Below are 13,556 nucleotides of genomic sequence, written 5' to 3'. Positions count from 1 at the left end.
GCCGCCCGGCCGTGTCACCGATCGCTCGGGGTGGGAGACGCATGACACAGGCCGCCGAAACAGCGCGGACCGTCATCCTGACCGTGGACGACGACCCGGGGGTCTCCCGGGCCGTCGCCCGTGACCTGCGGCGCCGCTACGGCGCCGGGTACCGCATCGTGCGCGCGGAGTCCGGCGAGTCGGCGCTGGAGGCGCTGCGCGAGCTCAAACTGCGTGGCGACCTCGTGGCGGTGATCCTCGCCGACTACCGGATGCCGCAGATGAACGGCATCGAGTTCCTGGAACAGGCCCTGGACGTCTATCCGGGCGCGCGCCGGGTGCTGCTGACCGCGTACGCGGACACCAACGCGGCGATCGACGCGATCAACGTCGTGGACCTCGACCACTATCTGCTCAAGCCGTGGGACCCGCCGGAGGAGAAGCTCTATCCGGTCCTGGACGACCTGCTGGAGGCGTGGCGCACCAGCGACCACCGCGCGGTGCCCAGCATCAAGGTCGTCGGGCACCGCTGGTCGGCGCGCTCCTCCGAGGTGCGTGAGTTCCTGGCCCGCAACCAGGTGCCGTACCGCTGGTACTCCTCCGACGAGCCGGAGGGGCAGCGGCTGCTGAAGGCCGCCGGGCAGGACGGGCAGCGGCTGCCGCTGGTCGTCACCGCGGAGGGCACCGCGCTCGTGGAGCCCGACGCGGCACAGATCGCCTCCCAGGTGGGCCTGGCCACGAACCCGGCCGCCGACTTCTACGACCTGATCGTGATCGGCGGCGGGCCGGCCGGGCTGGGCGCCGCGGTGTACGGGGCGTCGGAGGGCCTGAGGACGGTGCTGGTGGAGCGGTCGGCCACCGGCGGCCAGGCCGGGCAGAGTTCACGGATCGAGAACTACCTCGGCTTCCCGGACGGCGTCTCCGGCGCCCAGCTCACCGAGCGGGCGCGGCGGCAGGCGACCAAGTTCGGCGCCGAGGTGCTCACCGCGCGCGAGGTCACGGGACTGGAGATCAACGGGGCCGCCCGGGTCGTACGGTTCTCGGACGGCTCGGCGATCGCCGCGCACAGCGTGATCCTGGCGACGGGCGTGTCCTACCGGCAGCTCGCGGCGCCCGGCACCGAGGACCTCACGGGCTGCGGGGTGTACTACGGCTCCGCGCTGACCGAGGCGTCCGCCTGCCAGGGCCACGACATCTACATCGTCGGCGGCGCCAACTCGGCGGGCCAGGCGGCGATGTACCTGTCCCGGCACGCCAAGTCGGTGACGCTGCTGGTGCGCGGCCCGGACCTGACGGCGTCGATGTCGTACTACCTGATCCAGCAGATCAACGAGGCCCCGAACATCTTCGTGCGCACCGGGACGGTCGTGGAGTCCGCGCACGGCAGCGGGCGCCTGGAGCAGCTGACGCTGCGTCAGATAACGTCGGGGGACGCCGAACTGGTCGACGCGCAGTGGATGTTCGTGTTCATCGGCGCGGCTCCGCTGACCGACTGGCTGGACGGCACGGTGCTGCGCGACGAGCGCGGGTTCATCCTGGCCGGACCCGACCTCACTCCGGACGGGCGGCCGCCCGCGGGCTGGGAGCTGGACCGGCCGCCGTACCACCTGGAGACCAACGTCCCCGGCGTGTTCGTGGCGGGCGACGCGCGCGCCGAGTCCGCCAAGCGCGTCGCGTCCGCCGTCGGAGAGGGAGCCATGGCCGTGATGCTCGTCCACCGATACCTGGAGCAGTCGTGAGCGGGCAGCTGATGCCGTGCAGCCCGGCGGAGATCGGCTCGCTGTTCCTGTTCGAGAAGCTCTCCCCCGAACAGCTCGGGCGGCTGTGCGCCGAGGGCCGGGTGGAGAGGTTCGAACCCGGGCCGGTGTACACCGAGGGCGAGCCGGCGACCTGCTTCTTCGTCATGATCGAGGGCACTGTGGTGCTCTCCCGCCGGGTCGGCGCCGACGACGTCGAGGTCACCCGGACCTCGCAGAGCGGCGTGTACGCCGGGTCCATGCAGGCGTACATCGGGGACCGGGTGCGCCAGGTCTACACCAACTCCATGCGGGTGACCGAGCCGACCCGCTTCTTCGTGCTGCCCGCCGACACCTTCGCGGCGATCATGCGCGAGTGGTTCCCGATGGCGGTTCACCTGCTGGAGGGGCTCTTCTTCGGTTCCAAGCGCAGCCAGAGCGCCATCGGCCAGCGCGAACGCCTGCTCGCCCTGGGCTCGTTGTCCGCCGGCCTCACCCATGAGCTCAACAACCCGGCCGCGGCGGCCGTACGGGCCACGGCGACCCTGCGGGAGCGGGTGGCGAAGATGCGGCACAAGCTCGCCGTGATCGCCTCCGGCGACTTCGACCGGGAGGCGCTGGCCCGGCTGATCGAGATCCAGGAACGCACCGCCGAACGGGTGCCCAAGGCACCGGTGCTGAGCCCGCTGGAGGCCTCCGACCGGGAGGACGCGCTCACCGACTGGCTCGACGACCACGGCATCCCGGAGGGCTGGCGGATCGCTCCGACCTTCGTCCAGGCGGGACTTGACGTCGACTGGCTGGAGCAGGTCGCGGGCGCGGTCGACGAGGACATCCTCCCGGGCGCCGTCGGATGGCTCAACTACACCGTCGAGACCGAGCTGTTGATGTGCGAGATCGAGGACTCCACGACGCGCATCTCGCACCTCGTCGACGCGGCCAAGCAGTACTCCCAGCTCGACCGCGCCCCCTATCGCTCGGTGGACGTCCACGAACTCCTCGACAGCACCCTGGTGATGCTCTCGGGCAAGATCGGGCAGCGCGTCGAGATCGTCAAGGAGTACGACCGTACGCTCCCGGAGGTGCCCGCCTACCCGGCGGAACTCAACCAGGTCTGGACGAACCTCATCGACAACGCGGTCTTCGCCATGAACGGCGACGGCGGCACGCTGACCGTGCGCACCGCGCGGGACGGCGACCGGCTGCTGGTGGAGTTCCGCGACACCGGGCCCGGGGTGCCGCCGGAGATCCGGGACCGGATCTTCGACCCGTTCTTCACCACCAAGCCGGTCGGCGAGGGCACCGGGCTGGGTCTGGACATCTCGTGGCGGATCGTCGTCAACAAGCACCACGGCAGCCTCCACGTGGAGTCCGTGCCGGGCGACACCCGTTTCCAGGTGCTGCTGCCGCTGACCGCGCCGGAACCCGACAGCGAGATCCTGATCGACGCCGACCTCGACGCCGACATCGCGGAGGAGACCGTATGACCGACGGCAGGGGAATCGACCCGAGCGTGCCGCCCAGCGGCGAGGGGTGCGTGGAGTGCGACGAGGTGGGGGGCTGGTGGTTCCATCTGCGGCGGTGCGCGCAGTGCGGGCACATAGGGTGCTGCGACTCGTCCCCGGCGCAGCACGCGTCCGCGCACTTCAAGGAGACCGGGCATCGGGTGATGCGGAGTTTCGAGCCGGGCGAGGAGTGGTTCTGGGACTTCGAGAGCGGGGAGCTGTACGAGTCGGGGCCGGAGTTGGCGCCGCCGGTCAGCCATCCGGAGTCGCAGCCCGCGCCTGGGCCGGCGGGGCGGGTGCCGGCTGATTGGGCTCGGGCGTTGCATCGTTGAGTGGCCCAGGGGCCCGCGCCCCTTTGCGTCGGAGCGGTTCCCCGGTACCCAGAAGTGACGTCAGTTTCGCGTGACAGGATGGGAGTGTGTCTCGTGCTTCCTTTGTCGCCCCGCTGATCGGCCGGGACGAGGAGATAGATCGGCTCGTCGGTGTGCTTGAGCTTGCCCGGAAGGGGGACGCCCGGGCCGTCCTCGTGGCCGGGGACGCGGGGGTCGGGAAGACGCGTGTCCTCGGTGAGGTCGCCGACCGGGCCGCCGACGCCGGGATGACCGTGCTCGTCGGGCACTGTGTCGATCTCGGGGACGTCGGTCTGCCCTATCTGCCGTTCACCGAGATTCTCGGTCTGCTCGCCGCCGACGAGCGGTTCGCCGCCGCTCTGGCGGCACATCCCGAGGTCGACCGGCTGCTCGGCGGGGCGGGCGACGCCGAGCGGGACGCCGGGGGGCGGCTGCGGTTGTTCGAGGGGATGGCCGGGCTGCTCGCCGAGCTGTCCGACGTGGCTCCCGTGCTGCTCGTCCTGGAGGACCTGCACTGGGCCGACCAGTCCTCCCGGGACCTGCTGCGCTTCCTGCTCACCCGCGGGGTCCTCCAGCGGCCCGCGCACCGGCTGGCGGTGCTGGCCTCCTACCGCTCGGACGATCTGCACCGCCGGCATCCCCTGCGGCCGCTGCTCGCCGAACTGGTGCGGCTGCCGGCGGTGGAACGGCTGGAGCTGCGGCCCCTGGCGGACGGCGAGGTGACACGGCTCGTGCGGGCCCTTCAGGAGCGGCCGCTGCCGGACGCCGCCGTGCGCGGGATCGTGGAACGGGCCGAGGGCAACGCCTTCTACGCGGAGGAGCTGGTCGCCGCCACCGATCTGGCCGCCGGCGGGGTGCCCAGCGGGCTCGCCGACGTGCTGCTGATCCGGGTCGAGCAGCTCTCCGACACCGCCCAGCAGGTGCTGCGCACGGCGGCCGTGGCCGGGCGGCGGGTGGAGCACGACCTGCTGCGGGACGCCGTGGGACTCACCGAGGACGCGCTGGAGTCGGCGCTGCGCGAGGCCGTCGGACGGCAACTGCTGGTCGCCGCCGACGGCGACACGTACGCCTTCCGGCACGCCCTCGCCCGCGAGGCGGTCTACGCGGACCTGCTGCCCGGCGAACGGGCCCGGCTGCACGGCGTGTTCGCGCGGCTGCTCACCGGCCGGGGACACCGGGGCGAGCGCGCGGCGGAGCGCGCGCATCACTTCCGCGAGAGCCACGACCCGGCCGCCGCGCTCACCGCCTCCCTGGAGGCCGCCGACCACGCCCGCAGGGTCGGTGCGCCCGCCGAGGAGCTGCGCCACCTGGAGGCCGTCCTCGACCTGTGGCCGGCGGTCGACGAGCCGCAGCGTCCCACCGGTGAGGGCGTCGACCCGGTCGACCTCACCCTGCGGGCCTCTGCGGCCGCCGCGCACGCCGGAGAGGCGCACCGGGCGGTCGCGCTGACCCGGTCCGCGCTGGCGGGGGTCGCCCAGAACGCCGACTTCGAACTCGCCGCCCGCGTGCGGTACACGCTCGCCGGGAACCTCCTCGACGTCGACAGCCTGACCGCGGCCTTCGCCTACAGCAGCGAGGCCCTGGAGATGATCCCCGCCGATCCGCCGACGCCGACCTGGGTGTGGGCCGCGGCCACGCACGCCCTGGCCGCACGGCAGATCGGTGACCGCGACACCGCGCTGCGGATGGCGCGCCGAGGGCTCGCGGCCGCCGAGCGGCTGGACATGACCGACGCGCGGGCGGACCTGCTGGTGTCCCTGGCCGTCCTGGAGGGCGACGGCCGCCGCTCCCCCGAGGCCCGGGCGCGGCTGCGCGAGGCCCGCGACCTGGCCCGGCGCGCGGGCAACGCCCCGGTGGAGCTGCGCGCGCTGTACAACCTGGCCGTCGGCGCCTACGAGTCCGGGGAGCTGGAGGAGTGTCTGCCCGTGCTCGCCGAGGGCCTCGAACGCGCCCGGCGCGCCGGCCTGCTGTCGGCGCCGTACCCCATGGAGATGCGGTACCTGGAGTCCCTCGTGCTGTACACGCTGGGCCGCTGGGACGAGTGCGTGCGCGCGGCGGCCACCGACTCCGACGTGCTGCCCGCGACCGGCTACACGGGCGGGCCCGCGCTGTACGTCGCCCTCGCGCGCGGCGAGCTGGACACCGCGGTGGAACGGGCCGGGGCGCTGATGGCGGGACGGTTCGACTGGCTGGCCACGCTCATCGCGGGGATCGTGCTGACCGACGCGGCCGCGCTGCGCGGCGACGCGGAGGCAGCGGTGGAGCGGGTGCGGTCCATGGTGTCCGTGCTCACCGACGAGGCGGGCACCCGTCCGGACGTGACCGTGCGGCTCGCGGCCCTCGCCCTCGACGCGGTCGCCGACGCTGCCGCCGAGGCCCGCCTCGCGGGCGACGCGGCCACGCTCCGGCGCTGGACGACCGTCGCCGGTGAACTGGTGGGCCTGGCCCGGGAGTCGGCGCTGCACAGCGCGGCGGGGCGGCCGCAGGGACCGGAGGGGATGGCCTGGCTGGCCCGCGCCGAGGCGCAGTGGACGCGCGCGACGACCGGGCCGGACGCGGCGGCCTGGGAAAAGGCGGTCGCGGCGTTCGGCTACGGCGATCCCTACGAGCGGACGCGCTGCCGGCTGCGGTACGCGGAGGCCCTGCTGGTCGCCGGGCGGCGCGAGGAGGCGGTGGCCGAGGCCCGCGCGGTGCGCGAGACGGCCGTACGCCTAGGGGCGGCGCCGCTGCTGGAGCGGGTGGACGCGCTGGTGCGGCGCGGGCGGCTCTCCGATGCCCCGGCGCTCCAGGAGCGGTCGGCCGCTCTGACGGCCCGTGAGCAGGACGTGCTGCGGCTGCTGGCGCGCGGCCGCAGCAACCGGCAGATCGGCGAGGAGCTGTTCATCAGCGGCAAGACGGCGAGCGTGCACGTGTCGAACATCCTGGCCAAGCTGGGCGCCGGGAGCCGTACGGAGGCGGTGGCGATCGCCTATCGGGAGGGGCTGATCGCCCCCGAGGTCGGGGCGTCCGGCTGACAGCGGGCGGCGCGGGGGAAGGGGCGTACGCCCCCCGCCGCTCCCGCGCGCCCCTGGCGGAGCCGATGAACCTCCACGTGGGCATACAAGCGGCCCCTACGCTCACGGAGCTCGATCGTCGCCGCACCGCAGGCCCCGGGAGTCCCGTGAACCACCGCTCGACCGCAGCCGCCCTGGCGTGCTGCGCCGCCCTCGCCGTCGCCACGCTCACCGCCTGCGGCGCGGGGCATCAGGCCGCCGGAGCACAGCACCCCTCGACGCCCGTCGCCCGCGCCGGCGCGGACACCGCTCCCCTGGCCGCGGCCACCGCTCCCTCCGCCACGGCCGGCGCGGGCCGCGCCCCGAAGGCCGGGGGCGGGGGGCCGGCGGGTGAGGCGAGCGGTGCCGCCGGACTGCCGCCCCGCCCCGACGCGGCCGGCGAGGCCGCCTATGTGCGGGCGCTGACGGCGATCGACCCGGACATCGTGCACGACCGGGAGGACGAGGCGGTGGACCGGGGACGCGACCAGTGCCGCACCCTGCACGACTTCCCCGCCGACCGGGAACGGCAGATCACCACCGCCACCCAGCGCTTCGTCTCCCCCGGCCACCCGACCGGCTTCGGCCGGACGACCGGCGCCCGCATCGTGGACGCCGTCCACGCGAACCTGTGCCCCGACTACTGACCCGGGTCCGCGGGGGCTACGGGCGCGGGGCCGGGGTGTTCTCGGCCGTGACGTCGACCGCCGCCCAGGCGCGGTCCACCGTCGCGTACTCCGGGCTGGTCGCGCCGTAGAGGTCCGTCGCCGCCTTGAGGGTGGCCACGCGCGCGTCGTGGAAGTCGGTCGTGGAGACCATGTAGCGGGTCAGGGCGCGGTAGAAGATCGCCGTGGCCTTGGCGCGGCCGATGCCCGTCACCGGAAGGCCGTCAATGGTCGGGGAGTTGTAGGTGGTCCCGCCGATCCGCTTGCGGCCGCTGCCCTCCGCGAGGAGGTAGTACGCGTGCGAGGAGACGCCGGAGCCGGCGTGCACCTCGGCGTCGTACGTCTGCGGCGTCCAGTAGTCGATGGTGTGCTCCATGACGTCCATGGAGGGCTTGTCGAGGCGGCGCAGGAAGGTCTGGGCGAGGCCCAGCTTCTCGCCGATGAGGTAGTTCGGCGGGTTCTTGGGGTTGTTGGCGCTGAACTCGACGTTGGAGCCGAAGATGTCGGCGAGGGACTCATTGAGGGCGCCGGGCTCGCCGTACTGGTTGCCGAGGTTGTCGAAGTGGGTCGGCTCCAGCTTGGCGGTGGCGTCGACGACGCCGTGGGTGAGCTCGTGGCCGGTCACGTCGAGGACGACGAGCGGCTTCCTGATCTCGCGGCCGTCGCCGTCGCCGTAGAGCATGCAGCCGCACGCCGAGTCCCAGAACGCGTTGTCCACCTTCTTGCCGAAGTGGACCATGGCGAGGGCGCCCTTGCCGTTGTTCGCGATGCCCTTGCGCCCGAAGGTCTTGCGGTAGAAGTCGAGGGTCTGGACGACGCCGTACTGGGCGTCGACGGCGGCGCTCGTGCGGTTGGTGAGCGCCCCGTTGCCCCAGGTGTTGGTGGTGCTGGTGAACTTCCGGCCGCGGGCGAAGCTCTCCAGTTCCAGGTTGCGCGCGTCACGGGTCTCGGTGCCCCCGTGGGTGGGGTCCTTGAGCAGGTAGCTCGTGCGCGCGGTGCGGGTGGTGGTCAGCGCGACCTTGCCGGAGAAGAGGCCGGTGCCGGTGCCCGTGGCGGTGGACGGGTAGCGGACCGCGGCGCCGAGGGAGGCGGGCGCGACGCCGGTCGCGGGGTCGATGCTCTCGCCGCGGGCGGCCAGGGTGGCGAGCAGGCGGGGCGAGAGGAACTCGTCGCTGTCGGGCGTGTTGCTGCGCACCGCGCCGGTGACGGCGTCGACGACGACCGTGCGGGATCCGGTCTCCGTGGTGTCGCTGCCGGTGACCCGGACCTGGTAGGCGAGGGCGGAGGCACCGCCGCGGGCGTCGACGACGAGGGCGGCGTCCTGGGCCTCGCCCTGGGCGACGGCGGCGGCCTTCTGCTCGGCCTGGCGGGCGGTCAGCCTGGCCTCGGTGGTGGCGGGGTCGACGGTGTGGTCGGCGGCCCGGGTGACGCCGGCGTAGGCGAGGCGAGCGGTGAGGTGGACGACGAGGTCGCCGCCGAGGACGGGCATGCCCTGGTGCGTGCGCTGGAACCGGACATGCCGTCCGCCCTCGGGGTCGAGCAGCACGTCCTGGACCACCAGACCGTCGTCGGGGCCGACGCCGGTGGCCGAGGCGTGCGCCGTGGCGGCGGCGCGGGCGGCCTGGACCACGGACGCGGTTCCCGGGGCCGCCGCCGCGGGGCGGGTCCGGTCGGCGGACGGGCCCGCGAAGGCCGTGCCGCCCGTCAGGCCGGTGGCGGCCGTCGTCACGGCGACCGCGACCGCGAGGGTGCGAAGGTGTGCTCTGCCTATGTGAGCCGTGCGCACGATTCAGGATTCCCGTCCGTGTGAAGCCGGAAATGACCGGCTTGTCCGCATATCGCAGCGATACTGGGCGCATTCGCGTCGCACGGTGATCGAGAGTGATCAACTGTGCGTCGGCTGTGGAGATGTGACGGGACGGAAGAAGGTTGCCTCACGTGCATGTGACCCATCTCGCACCAGGTACGGACCGGCCAGGACGGCGCGCCGCACCGGCCGCACTGCTGCGCGGCACGGCCCTCGGACTGGCGCTGCTGTCCCTGCTGACGGGCCCGGCCCACGCCGTCGAGCGGGAACCGCGGCCCGCCCAGGCGGTCGAGCGGGAGCCGCAGCCCGACCTCGCCGGTCTGCGCGCGGTGCTGCGGACGGCCCGGACGCAGGGCGCCCCGGGGGCGATGGCCCGCATCGACGACCACGGCACGGTCCGCCGGGTCGCGGTGGGCGTCGCCGACCGGCGCACCGGGCGGGCGCTCGCCGACACCGACCGCTTCCGCATCGGCAGCGTCACCAAGACCTTCTCGGCGGTCGTCCTGCTCCAGCTCGTCGACGAGGGCCGGCTGAGCCTGGACGCCCCGGTGAACCGCTATCTGCCGGGACTCCTGCCCGACGACCGGATCACTGTGCGGCATGTCCTCAGCCATCGCAGCGGGCTGTACGACTACACCAACGACATGTTCGCCGGCACGGTCCCCGGCTTCGAGGCGGTCCGCACCAAGGTCTTCACCTACCGGCAGCTCGTCGACCGCTCCCTGCGCCACGCGCGCACCACCGCGCCCGGCGGCGCCTACACGTTGACCGGCCATGACGTGGGTACCGCGTACCGCAGCCGGATCATCGGACCGCTGGGGCTGAACGACACCTTCTACGTCCACCCCGGCACCCGGCTGCCGGGCACCTACGCGCGCGGCTACCTCACCCCGGACGACGCCGGCGCACCGCTCGTCGACGCCACCGAGCAGACCGTGTCATGGGCGCAGAGCGCGGGCGCGCTCATCTCCAGCACCCGCGACCTCAACACCTTCCTGTCGGCACTGCTCCAGGGACGGCTGACCTCGGCGCGGAGCCTGACCGAGATGCGGCGCTGGGTGCCGGCCGGCACCGGGCAGCGCTACGGGCTCGGGCTGCGGCGGCGCGATCTGTCCTGCGGGGTGTCGGTGTACGGCCACACAGGCGCCGTACAGGGCTACTACACCTACGCGTTCACCTCGAAGGACGGCAGGCGCAGCCTCACCGCGCTCGCCAACACCTCCAACAGCGCCCCGGTGCACAACACGATGCTGCGCACCCTGGAGGCCGCGTTCTGCGGCACGAGCGCGACGACCCGGGCGGGCGGCACGGTGTTCGAACGGCACGAGGACATCGCGCCGCAGGTCGCCCTGGACCGACCCTGATCCCCCTGCCCCCGGCCGCGCCACGCCGTGATCTTGGCGGAGGAGAAGCCTCCGGGCCAGGATGCCCGCATGAAGGGTTCCCTCTTTTCCAGTGAGCACATGGTCCAGCCCGCCACCGAGGCGGGCATGACCGTCGAGAACGCCAAATGCATCAAGTACGCCGTGAACGGCGAGATGCACGCCCGGCAGGGCGCGATGATCGCCTACCGCGGCAACCTCCAGTTCGAGCGCAAGGGCCAGGGCGTGGGCGGCATGCTCAAGCGCGCGGTCACCGGCGAGGGCCTGCCGCTCATGGCGGTGCGCGGACAGGGCGAGGCATGGTTCGCGCACGAGGCGCAGAACTGTTTCGTCGTCGAGGTCGACCCGGGCGACGAGTTCACCGTCAACGGCCGCAACGTCCTGTGTTTCGACGCCTCGTTGTCGTACCGGATCGCGACGGTGAAGGGCGCGGGCATAGCCGGCGGCGGCCTGTTCAACAGCGTCTTCACGGGACAGGGCAGGCTGGGCCTGGTGTGCGAGGGCAATCCGCTGGTCATCCCGGTCTCGTCGCAGTACCCGGTGTACGTCGACACGGACGCGGTGGTCGGCTGGACGGGCGGTCTGCGGACCTCGCTGCACCGCTCGCAGTCCATCGGCTCGATGCTGCGCGGCGGTTCCGGGGAGGCCGTACAACTGATGCTCCAGGGCGACGGGTACGTCGTCGTACGACCGAGCGAGGCGACGCCGCAGAAGGCTCAGCAGCACTGAGACAGCGCGCGGTGATCTGCGTCGCACGAGCAACCTCCGCGGCGGCGGTGACGTCTTGATCCCCAACAGGTGACGCCCTGACCCTCGGGTCAGGGCCCATTTTTCGACGCTCTATACACGCCATGTATACACACTGCGTATAGACCGCGTGTATAGACCGTGCGAAGAGAAGAAGAGAAAGGGACTCATGTACGGCAAGGCATTCGCCCCGGAGTACCAGGGCGCCCTCACCACCCTGTCCGTGAACTCCTCGCTGACCGACGTACTGGCCGCCGGAACCCGGGAGTTGAAGGCCGCCGAGCGGGCGGGGCGGCCCGAGGAGGCGGCGCGTTCCGGACTCGCGGTCGCGGAGGCGCATCGCCGGCTCGGGCAGATCGGCGACGCGGACCGGGCGTGGAAGGCGAGTTATCGCGCGGCCCGGGAGGCCGGGGACACGGCGGCGATGGCCTGGGCCCTGTGGAGCGGTGGCACCCTGGCCCGCCAGCGCGGCGCCTTCCCGCTGGCCCGGCGGCTGCTGGGCCTCGCGGCCGACCTCGGGGAGCGCGGCGGCGACATCGTCGTACGGGGCTACTCGCTGGCCGGGCTCGCGGAGACCGGTCGCATCCAGGGCGACTACGAGGCCGTGGGCCGGCTGCACGAGCAACTGCTGGCCGAGGCCCGCCGGCGGGGCGAGGCCCGGCACACGGTGTGGGCGCTGGAGGGCATCGCGCAGATGCACCGCAACTCCGGTGCGTACGACACGGCGTACGGCCTGTTCGAGGAGGCCGCCGAGATAGCGGCCCGCGCCGACGACCGGCGGGGCCACGCCTGGGCGCTGCGCGGCCTCGCCGATATCGTGTCGGTGCGGGACGGGGACGTGGAGCGGGCGCTCGGGCTGCTGTCCGAGGCGGAGTCGACGTGCCGCGCGATGAAGCTGTCCAGCGCGCTGGCCTACAACCACAAGATGCGCGGCAACGTCCTGTACCGCGCCGGGCGTTACCGCGAGGCACGGGAGTGCTACGCGCAGGCCCTCGCGGAGTTCCGCGCGATGCGCGAACCGCGCGGCGAGGCCCTGGCCCGCCTCGGCCTCGCCAAGTCCCGCGCCCGCCTCGGTCACGACCGCGCCGACACGGCGGAGGAACTGGCCGATCTGGCGCGGACGTTGGAGCGCATCGGACTGCGTCACGCCCGGGAGATGGTGACCCGGGCCCAGGAGGAACTCGGCCTGCTCGACACGTCGGCCCCGGCCGAGGCCGGCCGGTGACCGCGCTCGGCTCGATGCCCTCCGCGCCCGCGCTGCCCGAATCCGCCCCCCAAGTACTGGACCGCTGCCGGGTGTTGGTCCGACCCGCGCTGGAGGCGGCGGTCGGCGAACTGCATCCGTGGGTGCGGGAGATGGCGTCGTACGCGTTCGGCTGGTGCGACATCGGAGGCGTGCCCGCCGCTCGCCCCGGGCTCGGGGGCAAGGGGATGCGGCAGGCGCTCGCGGTGCTCGGCGCCGAGGCCGTGGGGGCTCCCGCGCGGGCCGGGGTCGCGGGGGCCGTCGCCGTGGAGCTGGTGCACGTCTTCTCGCTGCTGCACGACGACATCATGGACGGCGACCGCACCCGCCGCGGACGTCCGGCCGTGTGGGCGGCGTACGGCACAGGACCGGCGGTCCTGGCGGGCGACGCCCTGTTCGCGCTGGCGGTCGGCACCCTCGCCGGACAGCCCGGCCCCGGCGGACCGGCGGTCGGACTGCTGTCCGCCGCCCTCACCGACCTGGTGCGCGGACAGGCCGACGACCTGCTGTTCGCCGGCCGCCCCTGGGCGGGCCCGGACCGGGTGCGGCCGGAGGAGTACCGGTCGATGGCCGAGGGCAAGACGGGCGCCCTGCTGGGCTGCGCGGCCGCGCTGGGCGCCGTGCTCGGCGGTGCTCCCCCGGCGACGGCCGCCGCGCTGGACCTGGCCGGCCGGCACCTCGGAGTCGCCTTCCAGGTGGCCGACGACCTCCTCGGGATCTGGGGCGATCCGGCCGTCACCGGCAAGCCCGTCCACGGCGATCTGCGGGAGCGCAAGAAGACGTTCCCCGTCCTGGCCGCCCTGGCGGCGCCCGTCCCCGCCGCCCGCCGTCTGGCCGCGCTGCTGGAGGAGGGCGGCGATCCCGCCGAGGCGGCCGCGCTCGTCGACCGGGCCGGGGGACGCGCGGCGGCCCGCGCGGAGGCGCACCGGCAGCTGGCCGCCGCGCGGACCGCGCTGGCGGACCTGCCGCTGCGGCCGGAGCCGCTGCGCGCCCTCGCGGACCTCGCGGGATTCGCCGTGCGCCGCCTACGATGATCTGCGCGGCCGAGCCGGGTCGACCCGTACCCCGCCAGGGAGTCGAGGTGCGCGACGGCGCGGATCACCGCCCGCC

At 73.7% G+C, this 13,556-nt stretch carries 10 protein-coding genes; 9 read left to right on the top strand and 1 reads right to left on the bottom strand.

What is annotated here, in order from left to right; all coding sequences use genetic code 11:
* Window positions 1-41: 41 nt before the first annotated feature.
* The 5 genes from ACZ5NW_RS05440 to ACZ5NW_RS05420 all read left to right on the top strand — a co-directional run bounded on the left by ACZ5NW_RS05440 (window position 42) and on the right by ACZ5NW_RS05420 (window position 7,249).
* Window positions 42-1,718 carry an NAD(P)/FAD-dependent oxidoreductase gene (locus ACZ5NW_RS05440; RefSeq protein WP_468742386.1) on the top strand — a complete coding sequence of 559 codons (1,677 nt, stop codon included), beginning with the start codon at window positions 42-44 and terminating at the stop codon, window positions 1,716-1,718.
* Window positions 1,719-1,729: 11 nt separating this feature from the next.
* On the top strand, window positions 1,730-3,202 hold the full coding sequence (locus tag ACZ5NW_RS05435) for an ATP-binding protein (protein WP_468742992.1): 1,473 nt from the start codon (window positions 1,730-1,732) through the stop codon (window positions 3,200-3,202).
* On the top strand, window positions 3,199-3,552 hold the full coding sequence (locus tag ACZ5NW_RS05430) for a UBP-type zinc finger domain-containing protein (protein WP_468742385.1): 354 nt from the start codon (window positions 3,199-3,201) through the stop codon (window positions 3,550-3,552). Before ACZ5NW_RS05435 ends, ACZ5NW_RS05430 begins: the two co-directional genes overlap by 4 nt.
* A gap of 86 nt (window positions 3,553-3,638) precedes the next feature.
* Window positions 3,639-6,584, top strand: a complete 2,946-nt coding sequence (locus tag ACZ5NW_RS05425; protein ID WP_468742384.1) for a helix-turn-helix transcriptional regulator — start codon at window positions 3,639-3,641, stop codon at window positions 6,582-6,584.
* A gap of 146 nt (window positions 6,585-6,730) precedes the next feature.
* On the top strand, window positions 6,731-7,249 hold the full coding sequence (locus ACZ5NW_RS05420; RefSeq protein WP_468742383.1) for a DUF732 domain-containing protein: 519 nt from the start codon (window positions 6,731-6,733) through the stop codon (window positions 7,247-7,249).
* Between the two features lie 16 nt (window positions 7,250-7,265).
* On the opposite strand, the gene ACZ5NW_RS05415 is transcribed toward ACZ5NW_RS05420, so the two are convergent.
* Window positions 7,266-9,053 carry a M4 family metallopeptidase gene (locus ACZ5NW_RS05415; RefSeq protein WP_468742382.1) on the bottom strand — a complete coding sequence of 596 codons (1,788 nt, stop codon included), beginning with the start codon at window positions 9,051-9,053 and terminating at the stop codon, window positions 7,266-7,268.
* Window positions 9,054-9,268: 215 nt separating this feature from the next.
* Between ACZ5NW_RS05415 and ACZ5NW_RS05410 the strand changes: the two genes are divergently transcribed.
* The 4 genes from ACZ5NW_RS05410 to ACZ5NW_RS05395 all read left to right on the top strand — a co-directional run bounded on the left by ACZ5NW_RS05410 (window position 9,269) and on the right by ACZ5NW_RS05395 (window position 13,480).
* Window positions 9,269-10,438: a serine hydrolase domain-containing protein gene (locus ACZ5NW_RS05410; protein WP_468742991.1), complete on the top strand. Its 1,170-nt coding sequence runs from the start codon at window positions 9,269-9,271 to the stop codon at window positions 10,436-10,438.
* A gap of 69 nt (window positions 10,439-10,507) precedes the next feature.
* Window positions 10,508-11,185: an AIM24 family protein gene (locus ACZ5NW_RS05405; RefSeq protein WP_468742381.1), complete on the top strand. Its 678-nt coding sequence runs from the start codon at window positions 10,508-10,510 to the stop codon at window positions 11,183-11,185.
* A gap of 187 nt (window positions 11,186-11,372) precedes the next feature.
* The gene (locus tag ACZ5NW_RS05400) at window positions 11,373-12,428 is read left to right on the top strand and encodes a tetratricopeptide repeat protein (protein WP_468742380.1); all 1,056 of its coding nucleotides are present in this window, start codon (window positions 11,373-11,375) and stop codon (window positions 12,426-12,428) included.
* Between the two features lie 14 nt (window positions 12,429-12,442).
* Complete coding sequence (locus ACZ5NW_RS05395; protein ID WP_468742990.1) at window positions 12,443-13,480, top strand: polyprenyl synthetase family protein; 1,038 nt, start codon at window positions 12,443-12,445, stop codon at window positions 13,478-13,480.
* The last annotated feature ends 76 nt before the right edge of the window (window positions 13,481-13,556 follow it).

The organism is Streptomyces sp. NPDC032126 (assembly GCF_055580085.1).
The sequence above is the reverse complement of the archived record's forward strand: the minus strand, read 5'-3'. Positions and strand labels throughout refer to the sequence as shown.

What these genes read in the sequence shown, in the direction of transcription:
- ACZ5NW_RS05430 (WP_468742385.1), top strand. Translation starts at nt 3,199, where the DNA reads ATGACCGACGGCAGGGGAATCGACCCGAGCGTGCCGCCCAGCGGCGAG.
- ACZ5NW_RS05395 (WP_468742990.1), top strand. Translation starts at nt 12,443, where the DNA reads ATGCCCTCCGCGCCCGCGCTGCCCGAATCCGCCCCCCAAGTACTGGAC.
- ACZ5NW_RS05440 (WP_468742386.1), top strand. Translation starts at nt 42, where the DNA reads ATGACACAGGCCGCCGAAACAGCGCGGACCGTCATCCTGACCGTGGAC.
- ACZ5NW_RS05400 (WP_468742380.1), top strand. Translation starts at nt 11,373, where the DNA reads ATGTACGGCAAGGCATTCGCCCCGGAGTACCAGGGCGCCCTCACCACC.
- ACZ5NW_RS05405 (WP_468742381.1), top strand. Translation starts at nt 10,508, where the DNA reads ATGAAGGGTTCCCTCTTTTCCAGTGAGCACATGGTCCAGCCCGCCACC.
- ACZ5NW_RS05435 (WP_468742992.1), top strand. Translation starts at nt 1,730, where the DNA reads ATGCCGTGCAGCCCGGCGGAGATCGGCTCGCTGTTCCTGTTCGAGAAG.